Source organism: Streptomyces sennicomposti (assembly GCF_019890635.1).
GTDB classification, from domain to species: Bacteria; Actinomycetota; Actinomycetes; order Streptomycetales; family Streptomycetaceae; genus Streptomyces; species Streptomyces sennicomposti.
Genome location: NZ_JAIOAB010000011.1, coordinates 13,998 through 40,347, shown reverse-complemented (window position 1 = coordinate 40,347; position 26,350 = coordinate 13,998). Strand labels below are relative to the sequence as shown.

At 72.3% G+C, this 26,350-nt stretch carries 25 protein-coding genes; 16 read left to right on the top strand and 9 right to left on the bottom strand.

Annotation, left to right across the window (positions count from 1 at the left end):
* Positions 1–250: 250 nt before the first annotated feature.
* A complete protein-coding gene (locus tag K7787_RS09265) occupies positions 251–694 on the bottom strand; it encodes an ATP-binding protein (protein ID WP_223001089.1) in 444 nt (147 codons plus the stop codon).
* Between the two features lie 252 nt (positions 695–946).
* Here K7787_RS09265 and K7787_RS09260 point away from each other — a divergent pair, with 252 nt between their 5' ends.
* The gene (locus K7787_RS09260) at positions 947–1,792 is read left to right on the top strand and encodes a DUF5753 domain-containing protein (RefSeq protein ID WP_308036317.1); all 846 of its coding nucleotides are present in this window, start codon (positions 947–949) and stop codon (positions 1,790–1,792) included.
* Positions 1,789–1,998, top strand: coding sequence for a DUF397 domain-containing protein (locus tag K7787_RS09255; protein WP_164392037.1), 210 nt, complete (start codon positions 1,789–1,791; stop codon positions 1,996–1,998). The genes K7787_RS09260 and K7787_RS09255 overlap by 4 nt, the downstream gene beginning before the upstream one ends.
* 61 nt (positions 1,999–2,059) lie before the next feature.
* Here K7787_RS09255 and K7787_RS09250 read toward each other — a convergent pair whose 3' ends face one another.
* Positions 2,060–5,125: an FAD-binding and (Fe-S)-binding domain-containing protein gene (locus K7787_RS09250; protein WP_247720711.1), complete on the bottom strand. Its 3,066-nt coding sequence runs from the start codon at positions 5,123–5,125 to the stop codon at positions 2,060–2,062.
* Between the two features lie 443 nt (positions 5,126–5,568).
* Between K7787_RS09250 and serC the strand changes: the two genes are divergently transcribed.
* The 8 genes from serC (at position 5,569) to K7787_RS09210 (ending at position 13,552) form a co-directional block, all read left to right on the top strand.
* Positions 5,569–6,687, top strand: coding sequence for a phosphoserine transaminase (gene serC / locus K7787_RS09245; protein ID WP_223001086.1), 1,119 nt, complete (start codon positions 5,569–5,571; stop codon positions 6,685–6,687).
* A gap of 657 nt (positions 6,688–7,344) precedes the next feature.
* Entirely contained in the window at positions 7,345–8,544 is a 1,200-nt protein-coding gene (locus K7787_RS09240; protein WP_169438984.1) for an ATP-binding protein, read from the top strand.
* Entirely contained in the window at positions 8,541–8,942 is a 402-nt protein-coding gene (locus tag K7787_RS09235; protein WP_009189210.1) for a roadblock/LC7 domain-containing protein, read from the top strand. Before K7787_RS09240 ends, K7787_RS09235 begins: the two co-directional genes overlap by 4 nt.
* Positions 8,939–9,310, top strand: a complete 372-nt coding sequence (locus K7787_RS09230) for a DUF742 domain-containing protein (protein WP_009189211.1) — start codon at positions 8,939–8,941, stop codon at positions 9,308–9,310. Before K7787_RS09235 ends, K7787_RS09230 begins: the two co-directional genes overlap by 4 nt.
* On the top strand, positions 9,288–9,881 hold the full coding sequence (locus K7787_RS09225; RefSeq protein WP_009189212.1) for a GTP-binding protein: 594 nt from the start codon (positions 9,288–9,290) through the stop codon (positions 9,879–9,881). The genes K7787_RS09230 and K7787_RS09225 overlap by 23 nt, the downstream gene beginning before the upstream one ends.
* A 183-nt stretch (positions 9,882–10,064) precedes the next feature.
* Positions 10,065–11,381, top strand: a complete 1,317-nt coding sequence (locus K7787_RS09220) for a cytochrome P450 family protein (RefSeq protein WP_043260964.1) — start codon at positions 10,065–10,067, stop codon at positions 11,379–11,381.
* Between the two features lie 231 nt (positions 11,382–11,612).
* Positions 11,613–12,749 (top strand): cytochrome P450, encoded by a 1,137-nt coding sequence (locus K7787_RS09215; protein ID WP_247720705.1) that lies wholly within the window; start codon positions 11,613–11,615, stop codon positions 12,747–12,749.
* Positions 12,746–13,552: an enoyl-CoA hydratase/isomerase family protein gene (locus K7787_RS09210; protein WP_043260965.1), complete on the top strand. Its 807-nt coding sequence runs from the start codon at positions 12,746–12,748 to the stop codon at positions 13,550–13,552. The genes K7787_RS09215 and K7787_RS09210 overlap by 4 nt, the downstream gene beginning before the upstream one ends.
* A 45-nt stretch (positions 13,553–13,597) precedes the next feature.
* Here K7787_RS09210 and K7787_RS09205 read toward each other — a convergent pair whose 3' ends face one another.
* Both K7787_RS09205 and K7787_RS09200 read right to left on the bottom strand, forming a co-directional pair.
* Complete coding sequence (locus K7787_RS09205) at positions 13,598–13,774, bottom strand: DUF397 domain-containing protein (protein ID WP_223001084.1); 177 nt, start codon at positions 13,772–13,774, stop codon at positions 13,598–13,600.
* The gene (locus K7787_RS09200) at positions 13,771–14,640 is read right to left on the bottom strand and encodes a helix-turn-helix domain-containing protein (RefSeq protein WP_223001083.1); all 870 of its coding nucleotides are present in this window, start codon (positions 14,638–14,640) and stop codon (positions 13,771–13,773) included. The genes K7787_RS09205 and K7787_RS09200 overlap by 4 nt, the downstream gene beginning before the upstream one ends.
* A 138-nt stretch (positions 14,641–14,778) precedes the next feature.
* Between K7787_RS09200 and K7787_RS09195 the strand changes: the two genes are divergently transcribed.
* Together K7787_RS09195 and K7787_RS09190 are read left to right on the top strand one after the other, a co-directional pair.
* Positions 14,779–15,201, top strand: a complete 423-nt coding sequence (locus K7787_RS09195; protein WP_027758784.1) for an ATP-binding protein — start codon at positions 14,779–14,781, stop codon at positions 15,199–15,201.
* Positions 15,179–15,472 carry a hypothetical protein gene (locus K7787_RS09190; protein ID WP_223001082.1) on the top strand — a complete coding sequence of 98 codons (294 nt, stop codon included), beginning with the start codon at positions 15,179–15,181 and terminating at the stop codon, positions 15,470–15,472. The genes K7787_RS09195 and K7787_RS09190 overlap by 23 nt, the downstream gene beginning before the upstream one ends.
* Before the next feature lie 155 nt (positions 15,473–15,627).
* Here the strand turns inward: K7787_RS09190 and K7787_RS09185 are convergent, their stop codons facing one another.
* Positions 15,628–17,250 (bottom strand): cellulase family glycosylhydrolase, encoded by a 1,623-nt coding sequence (locus K7787_RS09185; RefSeq protein ID WP_223001081.1) that lies wholly within the window; start codon positions 17,248–17,250, stop codon positions 15,628–15,630.
* Positions 17,251–17,518: 268 nt separating this feature from the next.
* Between K7787_RS09185 and K7787_RS32395 the strand changes: the two genes are divergently transcribed.
* Positions 17,519–19,504, top strand: a complete 1,986-nt coding sequence (locus tag K7787_RS32395; RefSeq protein ID WP_223001080.1) for an eCIS core domain-containing protein — start codon at positions 17,519–17,521, stop codon at positions 19,502–19,504.
* A gap of 142 nt (positions 19,505–19,646) precedes the next feature.
* Here the strand turns inward: K7787_RS32395 and K7787_RS09175 are convergent, their stop codons facing one another.
* Positions 19,647–20,633, bottom strand: a complete 987-nt coding sequence (locus K7787_RS09175; RefSeq protein WP_223001079.1) for a YncE family protein — start codon at positions 20,631–20,633, stop codon at positions 19,647–19,649.
* Positions 20,634–20,774: 141 nt separating this feature from the next.
* Between K7787_RS09175 and K7787_RS09170 the strand changes: the two genes are divergently transcribed.
* Both K7787_RS09170 and K7787_RS09165 read left to right on the top strand, forming a co-directional pair.
* Positions 20,775–21,449 (top strand): SGNH/GDSL hydrolase family protein, encoded by a 675-nt coding sequence (locus tag K7787_RS09170; protein ID WP_009189221.1) that lies wholly within the window; start codon positions 20,775–20,777, stop codon positions 21,447–21,449.
* A gap of 131 nt (positions 21,450–21,580) precedes the next feature.
* Positions 21,581–22,573, top strand: a complete 993-nt coding sequence (locus tag K7787_RS09165) for an aldo/keto reductase (RefSeq protein ID WP_009189222.1) — start codon at positions 21,581–21,583, stop codon at positions 22,571–22,573.
* 161 nt (positions 22,574–22,734) lie between these two features.
* Here K7787_RS09165 and thpR read toward each other — a convergent pair whose 3' ends face one another.
* A complete protein-coding gene (thpR, locus tag K7787_RS09160) occupies positions 22,735–23,307 on the bottom strand; it encodes an RNA 2',3'-cyclic phosphodiesterase (RefSeq protein ID WP_223001078.1) in 573 nt (190 codons plus the stop codon).
* 116 nt (positions 23,308–23,423) lie between these two features.
* On the opposite strand from thpR, the gene K7787_RS09155 reads away from it, so the two are divergent.
* Positions 23,424–24,011, top strand: a complete 588-nt coding sequence (locus K7787_RS09155) for a Uma2 family endonuclease (protein WP_027758780.1) — start codon at positions 23,424–23,426, stop codon at positions 24,009–24,011.
* An 18-nt stretch (positions 24,012–24,029) separates the two neighbouring features.
* On the opposite strand, the gene K7787_RS09150 is transcribed toward K7787_RS09155, so the two are convergent.
* Both K7787_RS09150 and K7787_RS09145 read right to left on the bottom strand, forming a co-directional pair.
* Complete coding sequence (locus tag K7787_RS09150; protein ID WP_223001126.1) at positions 24,030–25,319, bottom strand: MFS transporter; 1,290 nt, start codon at positions 25,317–25,319, stop codon at positions 24,030–24,032.
* A gap of 561 nt (positions 25,320–25,880) precedes the next feature.
* Positions 25,881–26,318 carry a MarR family winged helix-turn-helix transcriptional regulator gene (locus K7787_RS09145; protein ID WP_009189225.1) on the bottom strand — a complete coding sequence of 146 codons (438 nt, stop codon included), beginning with the start codon at positions 26,316–26,318 and terminating at the stop codon, positions 25,881–25,883.
* Positions 26,319–26,350 lie beyond the last annotated feature (32 nt).

The following is a 26,350-nucleotide window of genomic DNA, read 5'->3' as shown; positions in this document are numbered from 1 at the left end:
TGGCCTCGACGCAGGAGCGGCCCGCCCTCGACGGGGGCGAGGGCGGGCCGCGGGTCCGTCGCCGAGGTGGTCGGCGGCACCCGCGACGGGGTTCAGCCGGGCTGCGCCGGGCGAGCGCGCCGGGCCGCGCGCCACCGTTCACGATGGCGCGTTCCGTCGGTGCACGCCTCGTTCGCACGGCACGATCGACAGCCGGCCACGTGAACCGACCAACGGCGGAACGCACGCTGCGCGAGAGTCCAGCACTCGGTCACCGCGCCACCTCCGCCCACACCGCCTTCCCGAGCGGCCGGTCCTCGACGCCGCAGCGCGCGGCGAGGGCCTTGACGATATGCAGCCCCCGCCCACGCACCCGCTCGCCGGCTTCCTCGCGCAGCACCGGCCGACGCCGTACGGGGTCGTGCACCTCGACGCGCACATGGTCGGCGGACTTGACGATCACGACGAGCAGCGAGTCGCCCGGCTCGGTGCCGTACCGGTAGGCGTTGGTCACCAACTCGGAGACGACGAGCAGCACATCGTCCACACACGCGGCGTCGAGCCGGTCATCATCGGCAGCGAGCACCTCCCGTACGTACGCGCGTGCCTTTCCCGCCGTCTCCGGCCCCGCGAGAAATCTGGCTTGCGCCGGGCCCGGGCGCTCGGCCGGGGGGAGGCAGCCCTTCGGTAAAGCGTCCGGTCGTACGTGCACCATGCAAACTCCCTACGCCTGGCTGTCAGCCGCCCATGCGAGATCACGCAAAAGTGGCGGCGCACTCACTGTTCGTATCCACAGAGTGCCGTTTCCCGCACCGCTCATGCAACCCTCTCATCGAAAAATGAGAATTCGCACGCTTCACCGATAGTGGCAGCTCACGGGAGGGCATCCGAGGTGACACCGTCAGAGAGCACGCGGCAGACTGTGGGCTGGACTACCGGAGGGGAGGCGGCATTGAGTGGTCCGACTGTGCGCCGGCGCAGACTCGGCAGGAAGCTTCGGGCGCTACGGGAGGCTCAGCGCCTCACTCTTGAAGACGTCGCCGAGAAGAGCGACAACACCTTCACCGTCGCCAAGCTGTCGCGGCTGGAGCTGGCGAAGAGCGCGGCCAAGTCCGCCGACGTGGTGACGCTGCTTGATCTCTACGGCGTCGAGGACGAAGAGTTGCGCGGCGCGCTGCTGTCCCTCGCCCGCGAGGGTGCCAGGCGCGGCTGGTGGCACAGCTACCGTGGTGTTCTCTCGCCCGTCTACGAGGACTTGATCAGCCTCGAACACGAAGCGGCCACGGTCCGGACGTGGCAGATGGGTGTCATCCCGGGACTGCTTCAGACCGCCGAGTACGCGCGGGAGATCATCACCGCGACCGCCATGTCCGAGGCCGTCGAGTCACGCGTCGATTCTCTGGTCGACGTACGCCTCGCACGCCAGTCAGTCCTCACCCGCGAGGCGCCCGTCAAGCTGTGGGCCGTCATCGCTGAAAGCGCGCTCCATACCCGGTGCGTCGGCGCGGGCGTCATGCGCGACCAGCTCGGGCGGCTGCTCGAACGCGGCCAGCGGCCGCACGTCACGATCCAGGTGCTGCCGGCGGACTCGCCGCCTCATGCCGGACAGATGGGCAGCTACAGCCTCTTGTCGTTCGAGGAGGGCACGGACCTCGATGTCGTGCACGCCGAGAGCCTGACCTCGGCGCTGTATGTCGAGGACCCGCTGGACGTCGGCGTCTACCGGCAGGCGTTCGAGGAGCTGACTTCCGTCGCGCTCTCTCCCGAGCTGTCCGCCGATCGCATCGCAGAGATAAGGGAACACATCAAATGAGCCATGTTGCAGACGCTTCGACGCTGCCCGTCACGTGGTGGAAGGCGTCGGCGTCCGGGGCGCAGTCCGACTGCGTCGAGTGCGCCATCGTCGATCCCGCGCGTGTCGCGGTCCGGGACAGCAAGGCCCCGACCGGCCCGGCGCTCCTGCTCGCCCGTGCGAGCCTGTCGGCCCTGGTCGCCGGAATCAAGACGGGCGCCCTGTAACCCGGAATCCCGAAAAACGGCCTCCGTGCGGCCCCGTGGCCGCACGGAGGCCGACTGCTGTTCAGTCCCCCTCCCCCAACCCCTCCGCCAGCACCTCCGCCAAGTGCCGGCCCCGGACCCCCGCCAGCTGCTCCAGCTGGGTGCGGCACGAGTAGCCGTCCGCCAGGAGCATCGTGTCCTGCGGTGCGGATCGGACCGACGGGAGGAGCTGTTCCTCCGCGCAGGCCTTCGACACCTCCCAGTGGCCCTTCTCGAAGCCGAAGTTTCCGGCCAGGCCGCAGCAGCCGCCGGAGAGTTCGCCGGTCAGGCCCGCCGCGGCGCGCAGTCTGCGGTCGGCCGCGTCGCCGAGGACGGCGTGCTGGTGGCAGTGGGTCTGGCCGGCGACCGGGCGGTCCAGGCGCGGGGGCCGCCAGGCGGGGGCGTGTCTCTCCAGGGTCTCGGCGAAGGTCAGCACCCGGTCGGCCAGTTGACGCGCCCGAGGGTCGTCGGGCAGCAGCTCGGGCAGGTCGGTGCGCAGGGCGGCGGCGCAGCTCGGTTCCAGGACGACGACCGGGGCGGCGGTCTCCAGGACCGGTTCCATCAGGTCCAGGGTGCGGCGCAGCACCGTACGGGCGTGGTCGAGCTGGCCCGTGGAGATGTAGGTCAGTCCGCAGCACACCCGGCCCCGGGCGCGCAGCAGCGCGAGCGGGTTCAGGAACCTCGATCGGCCGTCGCCGACCGGCGGGCGGTCCAGGCGCAGGGTCGGGGGGAGGGCGACCCGCAGTCCGGCCGCCTCCAGTACCCGTACGGCCGCGCGGCCCACGGTGGGCGAGAGGTGCTCGGTGAAGGTGTCCGGCCACAGGACGACCAGCTCACCGCCGCCCTCCCGGGCCCGCTCACCACGGCCCTCCCGGTCCCGTCCGGCACCGCCCTCCCGGGCCCGCTCGCCACGGCCCTCCTGGGCCCGTTCGCCGCCTTCTCGGGCCCGCTCCCCGCCGCCGCCCTCGCAGGCCAGCTCACCGCCGCCCTCCCGGGCCCACTCCCCGCCGCCGCCCTCGCAGGCCAGCTCACCGCCGCCCTCCCGGGTCCGCCCCCCGCCGCTGTCCTCACAGGCCAGCTCGCCGCCGCGCTCCCGGGTCAGGGGCCGGTCCCGGGACTCGGCCCGGTCCGGCAGGGGGCGGTTGCGCCACCAGTGGGTGAACGGCTCGCGGGCCAGGCGCGGGATCGGTCGTTCGGGGGCGAGGCCGACGAGGCGTTTCGCGGCGGCGGCCAGGGGGCGTACGGCGGCGAGCGCGTTGAGCGCGGGGGCGGTGCGGGTGCGGGCCGTCCAGCGCAGCCACACCGGGAGCCGGCCGAGGGCGTAGTGGGCGGCGGGGCGGTGGCGGCCGGCGTAGTGGTGGTGCAGGAACTCCGCCTTGTAGGTGGCCATGTCGACGCCGACCGGGCAGTCGGAGCGGCAGCCCTTGCAGGACAGGCACAGGTCGAGGGCGTCGCGGACCTCCTCGGAGCGCCAGCCGTCCGTGATCACCTCGCCCGCGAGCATCTCGTGCAGCAGACGGGCGCGGCCGCGCGTGGAGTGCTCCTCCCGGCCGGTGGCCCGGAAGGACGGGCACATCACCGCCGTGCCGGACACCTCGGTCGTGCGGCATTTGGCGACGCCGACGCAGCGGCGGACCGCCGCCGTGAAGTCGCCGCCGTCGGCGGGGTAGCCGAAGGCGACCGGCACCGGGTCGCGGGGCAGCACGGCGAAGCGCAGGTCGGCGTCCAGGGGCGCGGGGCGGACCAGGATGCCGGGGTTGAGCAGGTCGTCGGGGTCCCACAGGGCCTTGGCGCGCTCGAACAGGGCGACCGTCTGCGTCCCGTACATCCGCGGCAGCAGTTCGGCGCGGGCCTGTCCGTCGCCGTGCTCCCCGGACAGCGAGCCGCCGTGGGCCACCACCAGGTCGGCGAGGTCCTCCGAGAAGCGCCGGAAGCGGCCGACGCCCGCCTCGGTGAGCAGGTCGAAGTCGATGCGGACGTGGATGCAGCCGTCGCCGAAGTGCCCGTACGGCGTGCCGCGCAGTCCGTGGGCGGCCAGCAGGGCGCGGAACTCCCGCAGGTAGGGGCCGAGGCGGGCCGGCGGCACCGCGCAGTCCTCCCAGCCGGGCCAGGCCTCCGTGCCGTCCGGCATGCGCGTGGCCGTGCCGCTGGCGTCCTCGCGGATGCGCCACAGGGCGCGCTGCGCGGCCGGATCGGTGACGACGAGGGCGTCCAGGACGTCGGCGGCGCGCACGACCGCCTCGGCCCGCGCCCGCGCCTGCGCACCGGTGTCCCCGCCGGTCTCCACGAACAGCCAGGCCCCGCCGCGCGGCAGGTCCGCCGCACTCGGCACGAGGTCCGCCGCCATGCCCTCCACGGTCAGTGGCCCGAGCGGCAGCAGCCCGGCCGCGGCCTCGGCGGCCCCGCTCTCGTCGGCGTACCCGAGGACGGCCAGCGCACGGGCGCGCGGGGCGGGCACCAGGGAGACCACCGCCTCGGTGAGGATGCCGAGGGTGCCCTCGGAGCCGCAGAAGGAGCGCGCCACGTCGGCGCCCTTCTCGGGCAGCAGGGCGTCCAGGGCGTAGCCGGAGATGCGGCGGGGAAGGTCGGGGAAGCCGGTCCGCAGCCGGGCCAGTTCGCCCTCGGCCAGTGCGCGCAGCCCGTCCGGGGCGCCGGCCCACCGGCGGCCGAGCACGAGGCGGCGGCCGCGCGCGGTGAGCACCGACAGCTCCCGGACGTTGTCCGCGGTGGTGCCCCAGGCGACCGAGTGGGAACCGCAGGAGTTGTTGCCGATCATGCCGCCGAGCGTGCAGCGGCTGTGCGTGGAGGGGTCCGGGCCGAAGCGCAGGCCGTGCGGGGCCGCGGCCTCCTGGAGCCGGTCGAGGACGACGCCCGGCTGGACGACGGCGGTGCGCGCGTCGGGGTCCAGGCGCAGCACGCGGTTCATATGGCGGGTGAAGTCGAGGACGACGCCCGTGCCCGTGGCCTGCCCGGCGATCGACGTGCCGCCGCCGCGCGCCACGACCGGCACCCCCAGCTCCCGGCAGACCTCCAGCACCGCCGCCACGTCGTCGGCGTCCCGCGGCGCGACCACGCCGTGCGGGACGCGCCGGTAGTTGGACGCGTCCATGGTGACCAGCGCCCGGGCGGTGGCGTCGAAGGCCACCTCGCCCCGGACGGCGGCCCGCAGCCGCGCCGGAAGATCCGAGAGGCCCGGGCCGTCCGGGAGGCCCGGGAGGCTCGAACGACCCGAGCGTGCCGAGCGTGCCGAGCGTGCCGAGCGTGCCGAGCGTGCCGAGCGACCCGAACGACCCCGGCGCGCCGGGAGACCCGGGCGCCCCGGGGGCTCCGGGCGACCAGCGGACTCCGGCCGACCGCCGGGCTCCGGGAAATCCGAGAGATCCGTCATGCGTCCAGAATGCATCCGATCACGGACAGTCATCAGAAGTTGTCCACAGCCCCGCAGCTCAGATCTGCTTGTCGTACGACCTCACAAGCCCATCTATCGGCGATCTCGTCTCATCGGACGGACACGGTTCCGTCCCTTTTCGCCCAGGGACTACCCTCCGAGTCGTGGCCGACATCCAGATTCCCGCTGACATCAAGCCCGCCGACGGACGCTTCGGCGCGGGTCCCTCCAAGGTGCGGACCGAGGCGCTGGACGCCCTCGCCGCCACCGGTACGTCCCTCCTGGGCACCTCCCACCGCCAGGCTCCGGTCAAGAACCTGGTCGGCAAGGTCCGCGAGGGCATCAGCGAGCTGTTCCAGCTCCCCGACGGCTACGAGGTGGTCCTCGGCAACGGCGGCTCCACCGCGTTCTGGGACATCGCGACCCACGGGCTGATCGACGGCAAGTCGCAGCACCTCACCTTCGGCGAGTTCAGCTCGAAGTTCGCCAAGGCCGCCAAGCTCGCCCCCTGGCTCGCCGAGCCGACCCTCGTCTCCGCCGACCCGGGCACGCACCCAGAGCCGAAGGCCGAGGCGGGCGTCGACGTGTACGCGTACACGCACAACGAGACCTCCACCGGCGTGGCCATGCCCATCAAGCGGGTCGAGGGCGCCGACGAGGGCGCGCTGGTGCTGGTGGACGCCACCTCCGGCGCGGGCGGACTGCCGGTCGACATCGCCGAGACGGACGTCTACTACTTCGCCCCGCAGAAGTCCTTCGCCTCCGACGGCGGTCTGTGGATCGGCGTGTTCTCCCCGGCCGCGATCGAGCGCGCCGAGCGCATCCACGCCTCCGGCCGGCACATCCCGGAGTTCTTCAGCCTGCCCACGGCGATCGACAACTCCCGCAAGAACCAGACGTACAACACCCCGGCGCTGGCCACCCTGTTCCTGCTGAACCAGCAGCTGGAGTGGATCAACGGCCAGGGCGGTCTGGACTGGGCGGTCCGCCGCACCGCCACCTCCGCGCGCACGCTGTACGGCTGGGCGGAGGACGTGAAGTTCGCGACGCCGTTCGTCACCGACCCGGCCAAGCGGTCGCAGGTCATCGGCACGATCGACTTCTCCGACGACATCGACGCCGCCGCCGTCGCCAAGGTGCTGCGCGCCAACGGCATCGTGGACACCGAGCCGTACCGCAAGCTCGGCCGCAACCAGCTGCGGGTGGCGATGTTCCCGGCGATCGACCCGGCGGACGTCGAGGCGCTGACCAAGTGCGTCGACTACGTGATCGAGAAGCTGTAGTCGTACCCCACGACAGCGAGGGCGCCCGGCGGCTGATCCGCCGGGCGCCTTTCGTGTGTGCGCACCGCCCGGCGCCCTCTACCGCTCCTCGCCTCGCTCCCCGCCCCGCGGACTCCCCCCGTCCCGCCGGACGCGCCCCGGCGCCACGCGTCCCGGCGGCACGCGTCCCGGCGGCACGCGTCCCGGCGGCACGCGTCCCCGCCGCCCCGCCACGCGCCCTAGCCACCCCCGCCGGACGCCTCCCCGCCGGACGCCCCCACCGGACGCCCCCACCGGACGCCCGCCCCAGACGCCCCCGCCCGCCCTCCCCCCGGCGCCTTCGCGTGCCCCGGCGGACGCCGGGCGTTCACCCCTCGACGCGAGCGTGGTTCGTTCGTGTGCGGATCCGGTGGAACATTCGCCGGACCAACCAGACATCATGCGTCAACTCGGCTCGCCCGACTGCGATTTAGGCGTTACCCCGCTGATAAGATCAACACACTTTCAGTAGGCTGGCGCAGCGTCAGATATGCGTCACGGGGGACAGTCCCGAGGAGGCCCCACCGCGAAGGAGCAGCCGTTGGCCCGTGAGTGAGCCCGCAGCGCTCCATGAGACCTGCGAACGCGGACGCCCCCGCGAGGCCTGCTCATCTCCGCGATGCGACTCGAAAGATTCCCATGACGTCTTTGATCGAAGATCCCCTGCTGTGGATCTTGCTAGGAGTGCTCGTCACCGCGATCCTCGCGGTGCTGCGCGCTCGCAGAACCAACATGGCGCTCCGCAGGCAGAGCGCCGAACTCCGGGCCAACCGCGACGGACTCGACGCGGAGCGCCTGCGACTGCACGCCCAGTACGAGAGCCTGCGCGCCGAGCACGAACGCGCGCTCGCCGAAGTCCGCGCCGCCGCCGAGTCGGAGACCAAGGACGTGCTCAGGGCGTGGATGCGCACCCTGCAGGTCCTCGCCGACGAGCAGCAGCGCTCCATCAGCGACCTGGCCCGGCTGAAGTACGGCAACGATCCCAAGATCCTCGCCGACTTCATGACCATCGACCACACCAACTCGCAGTTCGGCCGGCGCGCCCAGGGCATCGCGGCCCTGTGCGGCGGCTGGCTCGGCCGCCGGGAGAGCGCCGCCTCCGTCTACGACGTGGCGCGCAGCGCGCAGGGCCGTATCCGGCACTTCGACCGGGTGCGGATCCACAGCCAGGTCAACGTGGCGGTCACCAGCACCGCCGTGGAGCCCGTCGCCGTGGTCCTGGCCGAACTCCTCGACAACGCCACCAACTACAGCGCCCCCGGCACCCCCGTCGAGATCAACATCCAGTCGGTGCCCACCGGCGTGTGCCTGATCATCGACGACGCCGGTCTCGGCATCAGCCAGGAGGAGAAGGACCGGGCCGCAGCGCTCCTCAACACGCAGGGCCCCGTCTCGATCACCAGCCTCGGCAGCCCGCCCCGGGTGGGCTTCGCCGTCGCCGGTGTGCTCGCCGCCCGGTACGGCTTCAAGGTCTCCGTCGATTCCGTCTCGCCGTACGGAGGCGTCCGCGCGGTCATCCTGCTCCCGGAGAGCCTCTTGACCCACGAAGTCCCCCAGCCCCAGCCGGCCGAGATCACGACGCACGACTTCGACGGGCCGGAGTCCGCGTCGTACGCCGCCCCGGGGCCGTCCCCGGTGACGATCGTCGGCAAGACGGCCGGGGGCCTGCCCAAGCGCCGTCGCGCGGTCGCGGTGGTGCCCCAGCCGGAACCCTCGGTGTCTGATGCCCCGGAGCCGGAGCAGAGCAGCGAGGTGACCGCGTCGCGCCTTGGCGCCTTCGCGCGCGGAACGTTCCTGGGGCGGGACACGTCCATCACGGAAGGATCACAAGAGCAGTGAAGCCCGATCTGTCCTGGGTGCTGAACGACGTGCTGACCGTACGCGGCGCCCGCCATGCGATTCTCGTCTCCGCCGACGGCCTGCTCATGGAGCGCTCCAGCGACATAGGCAGGGACGAGGCCGAGACCAACGCGGCCGCCATGAGTTCCATGCAGTCGCTCAGCCGCGCCGTGGCCGGCTTCGTCTCCGGCGGCCACGGGATCTGGAAGCAGACCCTGATGGAGTACGACGGCGGCTGGATCTTCCTGATCGCGGCGGGCAGCGGCGCGTACCTGGCGGTCTCCGCGGCCCTCGACGTCGACATGGAACTGATGTCGATCCGGATGCAGCAGCAGGTGACGGCGCTGGGGAAGGCCCTGAGCGCTCAGCCGCGCCAGAGCGCCGGTGCAGAGGCATGAGCGGGCCCGGCGAGGACGCCCTGGTCTCCAGCGAACTCGTCCGCTCCTACGTCATCACCGGCGGCCGGCAGCTGCCCGACGACGACGAGCTGTCGCTGCACACCCTGGTCACGCTGGCGCCCGACCGGCAGATGCCGCTGAGCGCCGGACCGGAGGTGCGCGCCATCTGGGAGCTGTGCTCGGGAGGCTATCTGGCCGTGGTGGAGGTCGCCGCCCACCTGGGTCTGCCGGTGGGCGTCGCCCGCCTGCTGCTGACCGATTTAGCCGAGCAGGGTCATCTGCTGCGCCGCGCCGCGCCCCCGCGGGCCAAGCCTCAAGAGAGAGCCGTCATCGAGAAGGTGTTGCATGGACTACTCAAAGCCCTCTAGGCCTGAGCCCCGCTACGTCTCGGACGCGGTCACCGTCGCCGCGAAGATCCTCGTGGTGGGTCACTTCGCCGTGGGCAAGACCACGTTCATCGGCTCGCTCTCCGAGATCGCCCCGCTGCGCACCGAGGAGCGGATGACCCAGGCCGCCGCCCACGTGGACGACCTGCGGGGCGCGCCGGACAAGGTGACGACGACCGTCGCCCTGGACTTCGGCCGGCTCACCCTCAGCGACGACGTGGTGCTGTACCTGTTCGGCACGCCCGGGCAGCAGCGGTTCATCCAGCTGTGGGAGGACATGGCCCGCGGGGCGCTCGGCGCGCTGATCCTCGTGGACCCGGTCCGGCTGGCCGAGTCCTTCCCGGTGATCGAACTGGTGGAGAAGTACGGCCTGGAGTACTCCATCGCCGTCAACTCCTTCACTCCGGACGAGCGGTACGACGAGGCGGAGATCCGCGAGGCCCTCGATCTGCTTCCCGACACCCCCGTCTCGTACTGCGACGCCCGCAGCCGCGAGTCGTCGGGCCAGGCACTGATCACTCTCGTACGGCATCTGCTGACGCGTACGGCCTGATCCACCGGGCGCCACCCCCAGCCCTCCTCCGGAACGCCCCGGACCGTCCCCCCGGAGCGCGCCGGAACACCCCCGGAACGCCCCTGCCGCCCGGAACGCACGAACACCGGGCAGACGAAGGATCCGAACACCATGGAATATCAGCGACCGGCCGACACGCCGGGCATACCGTCCAGATGCCCCATGCACGGCCAGGACTTCGCCGCCGACCCCCACGGCGCCTACGACAAAATGCGGGCGGGCGGCCCCGCCGCGCCGGTCGAACTCGCCCCGGGCGTGGACGCCACGCTCGTCGTCGGCTACCAGGCCGCGCGCAGCGTGCTGCAGAACACGACCGACTTCAGCCGCGACCCGCGCCGCTGGAAGGCCCTCAACGAGGGGCTGATCCCGCCGGACCACCCGGTGCTGCCGATGATGGCGTACCGCCCCAACTGCCTGTTCACCGACGGGGCCACCCACCTGCGGCTGCGCAAGGCCGTCACCGACAGCCTGGACCGGCTGGACATGGGCCGCATCCGCCGGGACGTGGAGCCCATCGCGGCCTTCCTCATCGACCGGTTCAGCGAGCGCGGGCGCGCCGACCTGCTCAACGACTACGCCAAGCTGCTGCCGCTGCTGCTGTTCAACCGGCTCTTCGGCTGCCCGGCCGACATCGGCGACCGGCTCACCAGCTCCATGTCGGCGATCTTCGACGGCCGGGACGCGGTGCGCGCCAACGAGGAACTCACCGCCTGCCTCATGGAGTTGATCGCCCTCAAGCGGCGTGAGCCGGGCGACGACGTCACCTCCTGGCTGATCCAGCACCCGGTCGGGCTGACCGACGCGGAGCTGAAGGACCAGCTGGTGATGCTGATGGGCGCCGGCGTCGAGCCGGAGCGCAACCTGATCGGCAACTCGCTGCTCCTGCTGCTGTCCAGCGGCTCCTCGGAGCGGGGCGCGGGCATGCTGATCGAGGAGGCCCTCGACCACGTCCTGTGGAACAACCCGCCGATCGCGAACTACGCCACGCACTACCCGCTGCGGGACGTCGATCTCGGCGGCGTGTACGTCGAGGCCGACACCCCGCTGGTGATCAGCTTCGGCGGCGCCAACAACGACCCCTCGCTGCGCACCGCCCGGCAGTCGCTGAGCAAGGGCGCCCATCTGGCGTGGGGCGCCGGTCCGCACGCGTGCCCGGCGAAGTCACCGGCGACGGTGATCGCGCTGACGGCCGTCGAGGCGATCCTCAACGCGCTGCCCGACCTGGCGCTGGACATCCCGGCCGAGCAGGCGGAGTGGCGGCCGGGTCCCTTCCACCGGGCGCTGGCCGCGCTGCCGGTCCGCTTCACCCCGACCCCCGGCACCCGGGTGGCCGCCCTGCACACCCCGGCGCCGGCCACGACGGCTCCCGCGCCCGCGCCGATCCCGGCCCACCCGCCCGTGGCGAGCGTCCGGGCGCAGGACAACTCGGCGCGGAAAAAGGGATTTTGGAGCACGTTCCTCGACATCTTCCGCGTCTAGCGGGGCGCATGTGACAGGGGCAACAGTTTTCGACGCATGAGCAGGGGGAGGGGAAGGGTAGCTTCCGCCGGGATCGTCAATGATCGACACGGCCAGAAGGAGCTACACGTGACGGCAGTGGATGACATAGGCGGCAGACTCGACCGTCGAGCCGTCATATCGGTTGTCCGGCGCCTGCGTTCTCCGGAGGGGCAGACCGACCCCCTCCCCCTGTGGAAAGAACTGCGTGACATGGGCGACGTGGTTCCCGCCCCCTGGGGCGGGCACTTCGTCACCGGGTTCGAGGTGTGCAACCAGGTGCTGCGCGGCCGCGACTGGCTCGTACCCGACATCGCCTGGCAGGAACGCCAGCCCGCCCCCGAGCGCTGGCACGCCCCCGCCACCCGGGAGATGAGCCACACCCTGTCCCGGCTCAACGCCCCCGAGCACACCTGTCAGCGGCGCGCCCTCGGCAACCTCTTCGACCGCGGCACCCTTGAGGCGATGACGCCGGACGTCGAGGGCCACGTCCGCCGGCTCTGCGACGCCCTGGAGGAGCGGCTGCGCACGGCGGGCGAGGCCGACCTGGTCTCCACCGTCAGCGAGCGGCTGCCCGTCGAGACGGTCGGCCACTGGCTGGCCATCCCCGCCGAGCGGTACGCGCACATCCTGGACTTCACCCACCGGCAGGTCTTCGCCCAGGAACTCCTGCCGACCAAGAGCGACTTGAAGGTCTCCGCCGCGGCCACCATGGAGATGCGGACCTTCTTCACCGACCTCATCCGCGAGCGCCGGGCGCACCCCGGCGACGACGTCGTCTCCGAGTGGATCCGCCACTGGGACGCCCGGTTCCCCGACGACCGGGCCGCCGCCGACCGCGCCCTCTACCACCTGGTCATGTTCATCACGATCGCCTCGCTGGAGACCACCGCGACGCTCCTGTCGAACATGGTCTGGCTCCTGCTGCGGGACCGCGCCCAGTGGGACTGGCTGCGCGCGCACCCCGAGCACGTGGACGACGCGATCGACGAGGCGCTGCGCTACGACCCGCCCATCCACCTCAACTCGCGCGTGGCCGCGAAGGACACCGTGCTCGCCGGGGTTCCCGTCGCCAAGGACACGATGGTCCACGTCCTGTACGGCGCGGCCAACCACGACCCCCGGCGCAACGAGGACCCGCACACCTTCGACGTCCGGCGCAGGGGCGCGCACCTCACCTTCGGCGGCGGCGCCCACTACTGCCTCGGCGCGGGCCTGGCGCGCCTGGAGGCCCGTACACTCCTCTCCCACCTGCTGAAACGATTCCCTGATCTTGCTCTCGCGAGCGGTCCCGAGTACGCGCCCCGTATGGTGTTCCGCCGCGTGACCTCTTTGAGAGTGACGTCATGACCGTCCTGCCCGACCCGACCGTCCAGTACCTCAAGACGGTGCGGACCGACCGGCAGGGACCCGTCCTGTCCATCGAGCTGAACACCCCGGAGCAGGGCAACGCGGTCACCGACACCATGCTCGACGAACTCCTCGCCGTCCTCGACGCCCAGGACCCCGACGTGCGGGTCGTCGTGCTCTCCGGGGCCGGCGACGACTTCTGCCTGGGCGGCGACCGCTCCGAGTTCGCCGAGCAGCTCGCGCAGGACCCGACCGGGGGCGGCATCCGCGTCTCCGGCGCCAAGGCCCGCCGGGTCTGCGAGGCCCTGTCCACCAACCCGGCCGTCACCATCGCCCGCGTCCAGGGCAAGGCCATCGGCGCCGGCCTCGCCCTGGCCCTGGCCTGCGACCTCAGGGTGGGCGCGGACACGGCCACCTTCCGCCTCCCGGAACTGGCCCTCGGCCTGCCCACCGCGTGGGGCGGCCTGCTGCCCCGCCTCCTCAACGAGGTCGGCGCGGCCCGGGTACGCGAACTCGTCCTCACCTGCCGGGCGTTCGACGCACGGGAGGCGAGGGACCTCTCCATCCTCCAGAACGTGGTCCCGGAGAGCGACCTCGACGCCGCGGTGCGCACCTGGGCGGCCCCGGTCGTCCGCCGCTCGGCGACGGCCCTGCGCGTCACCAAGCACCTCTTCAACGCCTACGCGAGCGCGACCCGTCTGGCCGACGTCACAGCCCTGGACGCGGAGTTGATGGCCTCGGCCCTGGCGGCCAACGAGTACACGACGGGCAAGGCGTCGCGCCGGACGGGGCATCTGTTCTAGGTGCTCCCCACAGACCCGGCCTGCCGCCTGGGCGAAAGGCCGGGCTCAGAACTGCCGCAGGAACGCCCGCCAGCCTTCGCGGGAGACGGTGAGGAGAGGTCCGTCCGGCTGCTTGCTGTCACGGACGGCACGGCCGTGGTCGGCCGTGTCGGCGACCTCGACGCAGGCGTTCTCCTGCCCGGAGTACGACGACTTCCAGAAGGGGCTTACAACCTCGGTCACGATGGGTCTTCCTTCAAGCTCCGGAGTATGCCCCGGATGAGCTTCGCGCTCGCGTCCGGCGCCAACGCCGCCGATCGTAGTAGGTCGAATGCATTGGCGTAAGCAGCCAGGTCCTCGGGACCTTCGAGGACCGACGTCCCTCGCAGATTGTCCATGGCGACCGCTTCCACGGTCGGCTCCTCGTCGAAGCTGAAGGAGTAGAAGGCAGACGAGTAACCGGCCAGGACGCCCGCGCTGAAGGGGAGCACCTGGATGGTGACGTTCTTCCGCTTTCCGACCTCCAGGATCGTGGACAGTTGCTCCCGGTGGATGCCGACGTCGATCAGTGGGTGTCTGAGCACCGCTTCCCAGAGGATGGCGGTGTACGAGGCCCCGCCCTCTTCGATCTTCGCCTGACGTCCCACACGAACCTTCACCAACTCGGCGATCCGCTCCGGGTCGATGTAGTGCGGGCCTCCGGCAATCACTGCCTCCGCGTAGGCCGGAGTCTGCAAAAGGCCCGGCACCATGACCGGCTGCCACTCGCGGATGTACGTCGCATCGTCCTCCAGCGCGATGTGGTCGACGTAGTCCGGCCGTAGGTGTTCCGCGTGTTCGAGCCACCAGCCGCGGTTCTTGGAGTGCTTGGCCAGGTTCTCCAGCTTGGCCCGGATCTCGGGGTCGTCCACCCCGTACGCGTCCAGCAGCAGCCGTACCTCGATGACGCGGGCCGTGACGTGCCCGCTCTCCAGCCTGCTGATCCTCGCCTGGCTCGCGGCGATGATCTCGGCGGCCTGTGGCTGGTCCATCTTCGCGGCCTGCCGGTACTGCCTGAGTGCCGTACCCAGGCGCCGGCTGCGCACGGTCGGTCGTCCACCTGCGGGCATGGGCCCTCCCCTCGTTCGCGGCCACGATGCCACAGAGGTCACCAACTCCGAGGTCCCATCACTCGATCGAGTGGACAAGTGAATGTATTCAGTGAAGCGCGTTGCAGCCACTTGGAATGCGACCGTAGCTTCCGAGGCATGCCCGCAACCGAAACCTTCCGCATCCCCGCGCGCCGACGGCACGTGCCCACGGCTCGGCAGCAGACCCGCAAGGCGCTCGCGGACTGGGGCGTCACCGACGAACTCGCCGACTTCGTCACCCTGTTGGCCAGCGAACTCGTCACCAACGCCGTCATCCACTGCCGCATCTCCTACGCCCAGGTCGAGATCGCGCTCACCCTGGACGGCGCGGCCCTCCTCCTGGAGGTGTCCGACCCGGACCGCGACCGGCTCCCCCGGCTCCGGGACTTCGCGCCCGACGAGGAAGGCGGCCGCGGGCTCGCCCTCGTGGAAGCGCTGTCCGACGCGTGGGGCTGCCGACAGGAGCCGTACCGGAAGTGCGTGTGGGCGCGGTTCGACCTGGCGAAGGCGGAGGCCCATGCCGTTCCGGCCGCTCCGTGACGCACTCGCCCGCCTGCGGGCGGCCCGCCGCAGCCGCGCGGAGGCGGACCTCTGGGACGTCACACAGGAGGTCCGCCCCCTCGACCCGTACGTGTGGCCGCTCCCCAGCCCCTACGACGCGCGCTGGCGCCGCTGGTCCAAGCGCTGCGAGGCCGCCGGGCGTTACCTCGCGTGCCCGCGCGACGAGGAGTGCTGGGCCCGGCCCTGCCGGCCTCGGCCGCACACCTGGGTGGCCGACGACCTCGTACGGCCCTACGTCCTCAGACCTTGATACTCCGCCGCAGGTGACCTGCGCTCCCAACCGCGCGCATCCGGAGCTGGCGTGCCCGTTGGGGAGCTGAGGCAGGCGGTCACCGCGTCGCATGGCAGGGGGCGGGGTGCCCGGTCGTCAGCCAGGCGCCCCGCCCTCGGTGTCGCCGGTGTTCCTCAGGACGCCGTGCAGGTCACCGTCGGCGCCGTGGCGCCGCCCGGTGCTCCGCCGAAGCCGAAGCTCGTCGACGTGCCCGGCGCCACCGCGCCGTTGTGCGCGGCGTTCACCGCCGTCACCGTCGCTCCGCTCTGCGTGTAGCTCGCGTTCCAGATGTTGGTGATCTTCTGGGCGCCGGGCCAGGTCCAGGTGACCTTCCAGGACTTGAGGGCCACCGTGCCCGAGTTCTTCACCGTGACCGAGGCGTTGAAGCCGCTGCCCCAGTCGTCGCTGACGGTGTACGCCGCCGTGCAGGCCGGCGCGCTGCCGCCGCCGCCCGTGCCGCCGTCGTCTCCGCCGCCCCCGCCGTTCCCGCCGCCGCCCGCCGGGAAGCCCGGGGCCTTGATGCTCGCCAGGTAGCCGTCCTTGACCGTGTCCACCGTCTGCCAGTCGTCCTTCAGGATGCCGCCCGTGTCACCCGAGTCCGGGTTCCACGACCAGTACGTCCACTGGAAGCCGTCCGCCCCGTAGGTCGAGGTCGGCCGCAGGTAACTCACCAGCGCCGACAGCCACTTCTGGTCCACCGTCGACTGGAGCGTCGTGCCGAACTCGCCCACCCACACCGGCGCGATGTTCTGCTTGAAGACGTAGCCCCAGTACTTGTCCCACACGCCCGGCATGTTCGCCGGAAACGCCGGGTCGCTGAACCAGCTCTGCTGAGCCACGCTCGTGGCGTAGTCGTGGGCCGAGTACACGACCCGGTTCGCCACGTCCAGGCGCACCGGGTACTGGCCCACCCCCATCAGGTTGCCGCCCCACCAGCCGGAGACGCCGTCGACCGTCTGCACGCCCTCCACGAAGATCAGCAGGTTCGGGTTGACCGAGAGCACCGCGTCGCCCGCCCGCTCGGCGGCCAGCCGCCAGTCGGTCGCCTGGTCGCCGCAGCCCCAGCAGGCCGGGTCGTGGGGCTCGTTGTGCAGGTCGATGCCGATGACGGTGTCCTGGCCCTGGTACCGGGTCGCCAGCGCCTTGAGGTCGGCGATCCACGTCGACTCGGGGACGGCCGAGGTGTACCAGAGCGCCGACTGGCCGCCGGAGTCCGGTCGGTGGCGGTCCAGGATGACCTTCAGGCCGTCCTGGCCCGCGTACGCCACGATCTTGTCCATGACCTGGAGCGGGCTCAGCCCCTGGAGGTCGGTGTTCATGTTGTTGAAGTTGATGCTGTCGGCCGTCGTCCCGGCCTTGAAGATGTCGTCGCTGTAGGGCAGCCGGATCGTGTTGTAGCCCAGCGACTTCATCTGGTCGATCATGCTCTTGTAGTCGCGGGACCACAGGCCGTGGACCACGTGGTTGCCGGTCTCGAAGCCGAACCAGTTGACGCCCGCGATCCGGACCGGGTTCCCGGCCGCGTCCAGGATCTGGCGGCCACTGGTGTGCCAGTAGCCGGCGCCGGCGGCCGTGCCCGCGGCGGCGCTCTCCCGCCCGGCCGGCGCGGCACCTCCCCGCCCGGCCGGCGCGGCACTTCCCTGCCCGGTCCCGGCGGCGACCGCGTGCGCGGTCGTCGCCGCGCCGAGGCCCGCGCCCAGGGGTATCAGGAGCGCCGCGGCGGCAGTGCACAGCGCTCTACGCATGCTGCGGAACATGTCGCTGCTTCCTCTCGGAGGCGCGGGCCGGAACAATATGGGAGCGCTCCCATTCCCGCCCCTCCATGGAAGCCAGGTACCACCCGCCCGTCAAGACCGTGGACACGACAACCGTCCCGGGGCGGCGCGCGCACGGAGCCGTCGGCGTCGTCCGGCCCATCTCTGCCCCCATGCCTGCCCCCGCGGGCCTCCCGGGCGCACCGCGCGGCCGGTAAGGATCTTGCGTCGCCCTCAGAACCGATGCCTCCGCGCCGCCCCGGGAGTACGTATGCGCAGCCAGGACCAGTCCAAGGACCCGAGCGGGCGGACCGCGGGCGCCATACGGACTCCGCGCGTCCCGGCCGGACGGCGCGCCCCCGCCGTACCCCCGCAGCACGCCTTCGCCGCCCGGTCCCCCGAGGCGCTCCTCGCCCTCCAGCGCACCGCCGGGAACGCCGCGGCGGCCGGGCTCGCGGCGGGGCAGGGCGGCGCCGCGCACTCCGTCGGCCAGGTGCTCCGCTCGGCGGGCGCCCCGCTCGACGGCGCCGTGCGGCAGGACATGGAGCAACGGCTCGGCGCGGACTTCGGGGACGTACGCCTGCACACCGACGCCGCCGCCCGCCGCTCGGCCGCCGAGGTCGGCGCACGCGCGTACACCTCGGGCAGCCATGTGGTGATCGGCGACGGCGGCGGCGACCGGCACACCCTGGCCCACGAGCTGACCCACGTCATCCAGCAGCGCAGCGGCCCGGTCGCGGGCACCGACCACGGCGACGGGCTCCGGGTCAGCGACCCCTCGGACGCGTACGAGCGCGCGGCCGAGGAGAACGCCCGCCGGGCGCTGGCGAGTTCACCCCAGCAGTCCGCGACGGCGGCACCGTCCGCCACGGCCCAGCGGTCCGTCACAACCCAGCGGTCCGTCACCGCCGCCCCCGCGACCCACGAGGGACACGCCACCCACACCGCCCACGACAGTCACGCCGCACACGCCGGTCACTGCACCCCCACCCTCCAGCGCGTCCGCTCCGGTCGCCCCACCGGTCTCACCACCGTCGGCGGCGACGACGCGTACTTCACCACCCAGTCCCCGGAGGGCGTCCTGCGCGACGGCCCCTCGCCGAACAACCTGATCGGCCACCACGTGGACCACGTGGACGCCCAGAACCACCACCCCGGCGACGTCAGCCTGCGCATCTCGGACGACGGCTCCCTCGCCGTCCACGACACCGACCGGGAGCCGAAGGAGTTCTACGCCACGAACGCCGTGTTCCAGCAGGCGGTCACCCAGCTCGGCCAGACCGGCAGCCACTACACGCTCGTGCAGGGCGGAGCGCAGATCAAGACCGAGGCGGGGACGCTGACCAAGGTCACCCCGGTCACGGCGGACCCCGCCACCCGGCGGATGGCCGGCGGTTTCGCCGACCTGGTGCGGGTGCAGTGCATCGACGTGGCGCGCGAGGTGGTGGGCAGCCGCCAGATGAACGTGGTCACGGACGGCGGCGGCGCCCGCGGCACCGCCCCCTGGGGCGCGAACGTCGGCGTCCGCCTCGCCCACCACCTCGCCGGGACCGTGCGCTCCGGCGCCGCCACGGACGGAGCCGCCGCGGCGACGGCGGCCGGCGACGAGCGGGAGCACCACGCCGAGCCCGGGGTCGCCCGCGACTACGGCACCACCCTGCGCGAACGCCCCGACGACGCCGACGCGACCGCCCGGGACATGGGCGTCAACCAGCACGCCCGCCCGGAGATCGGCGAGGGGTTCGCCACCCTCTCCGTCGGCAGCGACGACAAGCTCGACTACGCGACGGCCCCCGCCGGACACGACCGCACCGACCGCGGCGACGTCGACGTGTGGAACTACCACTTCGCCGGAGTCGTCGCCCGCAGCCTCGACGGCGCGGACTGGGTCACGCTGGAGAACTACACCCGCAACCAGAACGCCCAGCGCGCCCTCAGCCAGCTGGAGCGCCAACTCCTCGGCGCCTACCGGGAGAAGACGAAGTCCGTCTTCAACAGCTTCCGGGGCAAGGAGCCCCAGGGCGCGCTGGAGAGCGACCGGGTCATCGAGATGATCCAGAAGCTCGCCGACACCACCCGCGCCCGCGCGATGCAGGAGTACCAGGCGCTCGGCATCGACCAACTGGCCTGGCAGGGCAAGTGGTTCTTCCGCCTCTACGGCTCGCAGCCCGGCGAGACCTTCCACGACAAGCAGTACGCGTCCGGCACCGGCGACTTCGTCAACCCGCTGACCGTCCGGGTGCGCCGCCAGTCGTGACGCCTCCGGGGCTGACGACTTCGTCAACCCGCTGACGGTCCGGGTACGCCGCCAGTCGTGACGCCTCCGGGGCCGACGCCGCCAGTCGACGCCTCCGGGGCGGGGCCGGTCCCGCCCGTCCGCCCGCTCAAGTGACCATCCCTCAGCGTCGCTTGAGCCGCCGCAGCCCGAACACGACGGCCGCCGCGAGCACCACGACCACCGCGCCGGTCTTCACCGTGCCGCTGAGGCCGCCGCCGCCCGCGCCGGATGCGGAGGAAGTCGCCTTGCCCGAAGGAGACTTGCCGCTTCCGTCGCCCCCGCCGGGCGCGTCCTTCGCCTGGACGGGGCTGTCCGCGCCCTCGCTGCCGTACAGCAGCTTGGCGCCGTCGGCGGAGTACGTGACCGACTCTCCCTGGCGCTGCAGGGGCACGTCGAGCTGGCCGACCCGCTTGATCCGGCCGCCGTTCCAGTCGTAGGAGACGCCGCCGAAGTAGCCGCGCACGGCGAGTTTCGTGCCGTCGGGCGAGAAGGCGGCGTCGGTGGCCCACAGGTCCACGGGGGCGATGGGTTTGAAGATGTTGGCGCCGGAGGTGGACAGGCGGGCCGGGCCCTCGAAGAGGTGGCCGCCGTCCTCCTTCTTGTCGACGATGTAGACGCGCCCGGTCTTCGGGTGCACGACCAGCGACTCGGCGTCGCGCGGCCCGTCCGCGTACTTCACCACGTACTGCGTGGCCCGGATCGTCTGGTCCTTCAGCACCTTGGGCTCGGGCAGCTTGTAGATCCACACGTAGGGCCAGGTGCCGCCGAGGTTGTCGCCGATGTCGCCGACGTAGATCGCGTTGCCGGGGCCGATGGAGATGGCCTCCACGTCGCGGGGTCTGCCGACGCCGCTGAGGGTGACGGTGGCGACGGTCTTCCCCGTCTTCCCGTCCACGGCGTAGATGTAGGGGCCGTCGTCGCTGTCGTTGTGGGTCCAGTAGACGCCGGGGTGCAGGTGGGAGGCGGCGAGGCCGCTGGACTCCTTGATCCGCGGGTCCTTGATCGTGAACCCGCCGTCCCCGTCGGCGGCCGAGGCGGGCACGGGCACGGCGAGGGCGCCCACGAGGAGGGCGGCGGTCCCGGCGAACAGGGCGAACGGTCGGCGCATGCCCCAAGCCTGCCATCCCGCACGGCGGTTCGGGCCGCCCGGCCGGACGACCACTGGAACGGAAGCCTTCCCGGGCGGGGGTGGCGGGGTTCACACCGGCCCGGTGCTCCCGCCGCCGCCGTGATCCCCGATGATGAGCGGATGCTCAGGTTGATGCCCGTCGGAGACTCGATGACCATCGGCAGCGCGGGCGAACACACCTGGCGTTACCGTCTGTGGCAGCACCTGCGCGACACGTACGGGGAGCCGTTCGTCTTCGTCGGCCCGCGCGAGACGCTGTACGACCAGGCGACGCAGACGCCGACCTCGTACGAGTACGCCGACCCCGACTTCCCCCGCGCCCATCTGGCCGGCTGGGGCGAGGGCTGGCAGCACATGGCCCCGCTGATCGGCGAGGCGGTGCGGGCGAGCCGCGCCGACGTCCTGCTCGTCTCGCTCGGCCTCATCGACCTGGGCTTCTACACCAACGCCGAGCAGACGGCCCAGAACGTGGTCTCCTTCGTAGCCGAGGCGCGTCGGGCCAGGCCGCGCGTGCAGATGGTGCTGCTGCCGGTGATACCCAACGTGCGCGCCGAGAACGAGCCGGCCTTCGCCGACGAGGTGGCCCGCTTCAACGAGCTGCTGGCCAAGGCGGTGGCCGACCTGGACGAGCCCCGCTCGCCCCTGCTCCTCGCGTCCCCGCCGCCGGCGTACGACATCCACGCCGACACCTACGACGGCACCCACCCGAACGCCCGCGGCGAGCACAAGATCGCCGCCGCCTTCGCCGACGCGATGCACGGGGCGTGGGGGTGGGGCGGGCCGTACGAGGGCTGAGGCGCGCCGGGGCGTACGGGCACTGAGGCGCGCCCGGGTGTACGGGCACTGAGGCGTCCCCCCACCCACGGCCCCGCCGGGACCGAAGCCCCCTTGCTTCGAGCGCACTCCAAGGCATTGGCTTGGGGACCATGAAGTACACACAGCTGGGACGCACGGGACTCAAGGTCAGCCGACTGGTGCTCGGCACGATGAACTTCGGGCCGCAGACCGACGAGGCGGACAGCCACGCGATCATGGACGCGGCGCTGGACGCGGGGATCAACTTCTTCGACACGGCCAACGTGTACGGCTGGGGCGAGAACAAGGGCCGCACCGAGTCGATCATCGGCAACTGGTTCGCCAAGGGCGGCGACCGACGCGACAAGGTCGTCCTCGCCACCAAGGTGTACGGCAACATGGGCGCGGACGGCGAGGCCTGGCCCAACCACGACAAGCTGTCCGCGCTGAACATCCGGCGGGCCGTGGACGCCAGCCTCCAGCGGCTGCGCACCGACCACATCGACCTGTACCAGTTCCACCACATCGACCGGAACACGTCCTTCGACGAGATCTGGCAGGCGATCGACGTCCTGGTCCAGCAGGGCAAGATCCTCTACGCCGGTTCGTCCAACTTCCCCGGCTACAAGATCGCGCAGGCCAACGAGGCCGCCGCGCGCCGGGGCGGCACCATCGGCCTGGTCAGCGAGCAGTGCCTGTACAACCTGGCCGAGCGGCGCGCCGAGATGGAGGTCGTCCCGGCCGCGCGGGACTACGGGCTCGGCGTCATCCCCTGGTCGCCGCTGCACGGCGGGCTGCTGGGCGGGGTGCTGAAGAAGCAGGCCGACAGCGGCCGGCGCGCCTCCGGGCGGGCCGCCGACGCCCTCGCCGACCCGGTGCTGCGCGGGCGGGTCGAGGCGTACGAGGCGCTGCTCGACAAGCACGGGCTCCAGCCTGGCGAGGCAGCGCTGGCCTGGCTGCTGACCCGGCCCGGCGTGACCGGCCCGATCGTGGGTCCGCGCACCGCCGAGCAGCTGGCGTCCGCGCTGCGGGCGGTCGAGCTGGAGCTGAGCGAGGAGGTTCTGTCCGGCCTGGACGAGATCTTCCCGGGCCCGGGCCCGTCCCCGGAGGCCTTCGCCTGGTAGCGGGGAGGGCGCCGGCCGCCCGCGCCGCCTGACGGCGCGGGCGCGGCGGCCGCGCCCGGCGTCACCTGCCGAGCGCGGCCGCCAGGGCTACGACGGCCAACATCAGCACAAGCGCACCGGCCATGATCCGGTTCCGGGTTTTCGGGTCCACGTCTTCGAGACTAACCGGACCCGCCGAGCGCCCAGCGGCCGACCGGCTCGTAACGGGGCTGTTCACCGGGCACGCCCGACCTCGGCAGTCGGCTGCGGACGAGGACCAGCTCCTCCACCGTCCAGGTGCGCCCGGCGAAGTCCCGGAGCGCGGCGACGTACGGCCGCACGTCCACCGCCTCGCGGGCGCGGGCCACCGTGAGGTGGGCCTTGTAGCGGCGGTGCTCGCCCCTCTCCAGGCCGGTCCTGCGGGCGGCGGCGTCCGCGCGCTCGGCCAGCAGCCGCAGGGCGCCGAGGTCGCCCTCCGCGCCCGTCCACAGCGCCTTGCCGCGCCCGAACTGGCCGCCGCCGCTGAGCGCGAGCGGGAACGGCTCGGTGCGCCGCGCCGCCTTGGCCAGCCGCGCCGACAGCTCCGGCACGGCGTCCTCGGCGACCTCGCCGTAGAAGGCGAGCGTGAAGTGCCACCCGGCCCGCTCGGTCCACCGGAACCTCCCGGCCCCCGGCAGCTCCCGCAACCGCTCCACCTCCCGCCCGAGCACCCGCACGACATCCTCGGGCGGCAACACCGCGGCGAACAGTCTCATACCCCCAGTGTCCCCGCCGCGCGTCCCGCGAGTGCACCGGTGTGACCAGGTCACCGTGCTTATCGTTGTACCGCGCGGCTGCATGCGACCAGGCAGCAGCGGGGAGGAGCGGCACAGTGACTGTTCTCGCAGACAGGACCGTGATGGCCGACCAGGGCAACGAACTCGACCTCGACACCATGTTCGAGTGGCTGGAGCGCATGCACGTCCCCGAGGGTTTCAAGACCGAGATCGTCGAGGGGGCCATCTTCGTGACGCCGCAGCGGGACACCCACTGGGACATCATCGCGGACATCTATGACCAACTACGCGCCAAGTACCCGCGCAAGTGCCTGAAGTCCGACGTCCGCATGCAGTACCCCGGCCACCTCAACGGCTTCGCGTCCGACGTCGTCGCCCTCGCGGAAGGCTCGGAGAAGGACGAGAACGGCCTGTGGCGTCCTGAGGACGTGGAGTTCATCGCGGAGGTGATCTCCAAGGACACCGCCAAGAACGACTACGGCCCGAAGAAGACCGCCTACGCCGCCGCGGGCGTGCCGGTGTACCTGATCGTGGACCCGTACACCGGCATGTGGCACCTGCACACCCTGCCGAAGGACGGCGTGTACCGCAGCGACCTCAGCCTCGACTTCGGCGACGAGATCGACCTGACCGGCACGCCCGTCGGGCTGGTCCTCAAGACCGACGAGTTCCCCCGCGACTGAGCCCGGCGGGCGGCGGTGTCACGCCGCCGCGTTCGCCGGCTCCCTGTTCTTCTCGTGGTCGTTCTCGCGGGGGACGAAGGTCAGGCGGGGGTGGCGGCCGTGCCAGGAGAGGGCGGGGCGGACGTTGCCCGCGCGGGTCAGGGCCAGGCCGATCGCCGTGGCCGCCGCCAGGGAGATCACGCCGCCGAGGGCGAAGCCGGTGCGGGGGCCGTAGGCGTCGGTGACCCAGCCGACCAGGGGTGCGCCGAGCGGGGTGCCGCCCATGAAGACCATCATGAACAGCGCCATCACCCGGCCGCGCATGGCGGGGTCGGTGGCCATCTGCACCGTCGTGTTGGCCGTGACGTTGACCGTGAGGCCGAACACGCCGATCGGCGCCATCAGCAGCGCGAACAGCCAGTACGAGGGGGCCAGCGCGGCCACGATCTCCAGCGCGCCGAACGCCGCCGCCGCCGCGATCAGCACCCGCAGCCGCGCCGTGCCCCGACGGGCCGCGAGCAGCGCGCCGACCAGCGAGCCGACCGCCATCACCGTGTTGAACAGGCTGTACGCCCCCGCGCCCGCGTGGAACACGTCGTCCGCGTAGGCCGACAGCCACACCGGGAAGTTGAAGCCGAAGGTGCCGATGAAGCCGACCAGGACGATCGGCCAGATCAGGTCGGGGCGGCCGGCGACGTAGCGCAGGCCCTCCCGCAGCTGGCCCTTGCCGCGCGGGGAGCGCTCGACCACGTGCAGTTCGCGGGCGCGCATCAGCAGCAGGCTGGTGAGCGGCGCGACGAAGGACAGGCCGTTGGCGAGGAACGCCCAGCCGGTGCCGACGCCGGTGATCATCAGGCCGGCTACCGCGGGGCCGATCAGCCGGGCGGACTGGAAGTTCGCCGAGTTCAGGCTGACCGCGTTCTGCAGCTGCCCCGGGCCGACCATCTCCGAGACGAAGGACTGCCGGGCCGGGTTGTCCACGACCGTGGCGAGTCCGACGGCGAAGGCGGCCACGTACACGTGCCACACCTCGACGTGGCCGGTGAGCGTGAGCGCGGCCAGCGCCAGGCCGGTGAGGGCCATCGCGGACTGGGTGACGAGCAGGGTCGGCCGCTTCGGCAGCCGGTCCACCAGGACGCCGCCGTACAGGCCGAAGAGCAGCATCGGCAGGAACTGGAGGGCCGTGGTGATGCCCACGGCGGCGGAGGAGCCGGTGAGGCTGAGCACCAGCCAGTCCTGGGCGATGCGCTGCATCCAGGTGCCGGTGTTGGAGACCACCTGGCCCATGAAGAACAGGCGGTAGTTGCGGACCTTGAGCGAGCTGAACATCGAGGAGCCGCGCCGGGCGCTTCCGGCCTTACGGGGTGCGGCGCGGCCCGGCTCGTGGGCGGTGCGGCCCGACTCGGGGGCAGTGCGGCCCGGCTCCGGGGCGGTGCGGCCCGACTCCGGGGCGGTGCGGCCCGGCTCGGGCGCGGTGCGGCCCGGCTCGCGGGCAGTGCGGCCCGGCTCCGGGGCGGTGCGACCCGGCTCGTGGGCAGTGCGACCCGGCTCGTGGGCAGTGCGACCCGGATCGGACGCGGCGCGGCCCGGATCGGGCGCAGTGCGGCCCGGCTCCGGGGCGGTGCGCGGTGCGGCTGCGGGACGCGGGGCCGCTTCGGCGGTCGTGGCGGCGGGTGCGGGCCCGAGGGCGGTGGCAGGGACCGCGCCGCTGTCGGCGGCGGTCGTGGCGGCGGGTGCGGGCCCGAGGGCGGTGGCGGGGGCCGCGCCGGCGCCGGCGGCGGTCCCGGGGTCAGGAGCGGGCTGGGTGTCGTAGGCGGTCGGTGCGGGGGCGGAAGCTGCTCCGGGTCCCGTACTCAAAAGGGTTCGCCTCCTTGGTGCTGCTGACGTTCTCTACAGGTGCGCGAGCTTTTCCAGTACGGGGGCGGCGTCGCGCAGCTTCGCCCACTCGTCCTCGTCGAGCCCGTCAACCAGGCCGGCCAGGAAGGCGTTCCGCTTGCGGCGGCTCTCCTCCAGCATCGTCACGGCCTGCTCGGTCTGGGTGACGACCTTCTGCCGCCGGTCCTCGGGGTGCGGCTCGAGCCGTACCAGCCCCTTGGCCTCCAGCAGCGCGACGATGCGGGTCATCGACGGCGGCTGCACATGCTCCTTGCGGGCGAGTTCGCCCGGCGTGGCGCTGCCGCAGTTGGCCAGGGTGCCGAGCACCGACATCTCGGTGGGGCTCAGCGACTCGTCGACGCGCTGGTGCTTGAGCCGACGGGACAGCCGCATCACGGCGGAGCGCAGGGAGTTCACGGCGGCTACGTCGTCACCATGGGTAAGGTCCGGCATGTTCTTTAGCGTAACTCATCACTCTCGCTAAA

Coding starts and splice junctions, on each gene's coding strand:
- K7787_RS09265 (WP_223001089.1), bottom strand. CDS start 694: ATGGTGCACGTACGACCGGACGCTTTACCGAAGGGCTGCCTCCCCCCG.
- K7787_RS09255 (WP_164392037.1), top strand. CDS start 1,789: ATGAGCCATGTTGCAGACGCTTCGACGCTGCCCGTCACGTGGTGGAAG.
- K7787_RS09250 (WP_247720711.1), bottom strand. CDS start 5,125: ATGGACGCGTCCAACTACCGGCGCGTCCCGCACGGCGTGGTCGCGCCG.
- K7787_RS09240 (WP_169438984.1), top strand. CDS start 7,345: ATGACGTCTTTGATCGAAGATCCCCTGCTGTGGATCTTGCTAGGAGTG.
- K7787_RS09230 (WP_009189211.1), top strand. CDS start 8,939: ATGAGCGGGCCCGGCGAGGACGCCCTGGTCTCCAGCGAACTCGTCCGC.
- K7787_RS09225 (WP_009189212.1), top strand. CDS start 9,288: ATGGACTACTCAAAGCCCTCTAGGCCTGAGCCCCGCTACGTCTCGGAC.
- K7787_RS09220 (WP_043260964.1), top strand. CDS start 10,065: ATGCACGGCCAGGACTTCGCCGCCGACCCCCACGGCGCCTACGACAAA.
- K7787_RS09215 (WP_247720705.1), top strand. CDS start 11,613: ATGGGCGACGTGGTTCCCGCCCCCTGGGGCGGGCACTTCGTCACCGGG.
- K7787_RS09210 (WP_043260965.1), top strand. CDS start 12,746: ATGACCGTCCTGCCCGACCCGACCGTCCAGTACCTCAAGACGGTGCGG.
- K7787_RS09200 (WP_223001083.1), bottom strand. CDS start 14,640: ATGCCCGCAGGTGGACGACCGACCGTGCGCAGCCGGCGCCTGGGTACG.
- K7787_RS09195 (WP_027758784.1), top strand. CDS start 14,779: ATGCCCGCAACCGAAACCTTCCGCATCCCCGCGCGCCGACGGCACGTG.
- K7787_RS09190 (WP_223001082.1), top strand. CDS start 15,179: ATGCCGTTCCGGCCGCTCCGTGACGCACTCGCCCGCCTGCGGGCGGCC.
- K7787_RS09185 (WP_223001081.1), bottom strand. CDS start 17,250: ATGTTCCGCAGCATGCGTAGAGCGCTGTGCACTGCCGCCGCGGCGCTC.
- K7787_RS32395 (WP_223001080.1), top strand. CDS start 17,519: ATGCGCAGCCAGGACCAGTCCAAGGACCCGAGCGGGCGGACCGCGGGC.
- K7787_RS09175 (WP_223001079.1), bottom strand. CDS start 20,633: ATGCGCCGACCGTTCGCCCTGTTCGCCGGGACCGCCGCCCTCCTCGTG.
- K7787_RS09170 (WP_009189221.1), top strand. CDS start 20,775: ATGCTCAGGTTGATGCCCGTCGGAGACTCGATGACCATCGGCAGCGCG.
- K7787_RS09165 (WP_009189222.1), top strand. CDS start 21,581: ATGAAGTACACACAGCTGGGACGCACGGGACTCAAGGTCAGCCGACTG.
- thpR (WP_223001078.1), bottom strand. CDS start 23,307: ATGAGACTGTTCGCCGCGGTGTTGCCGCCCGAGGATGTCGTGCGGGTG.
- K7787_RS09150 (WP_223001126.1), bottom strand. CDS start 25,319: ATGTTCAGCTCGCTCAAGGTCCGCAACTACCGCCTGTTCTTCATGGGC.
- K7787_RS09145 (WP_009189225.1), bottom strand. CDS start 26,318: ATGCCGGACCTTACCCATGGTGACGACGTAGCCGCCGTGAACTCCCTG.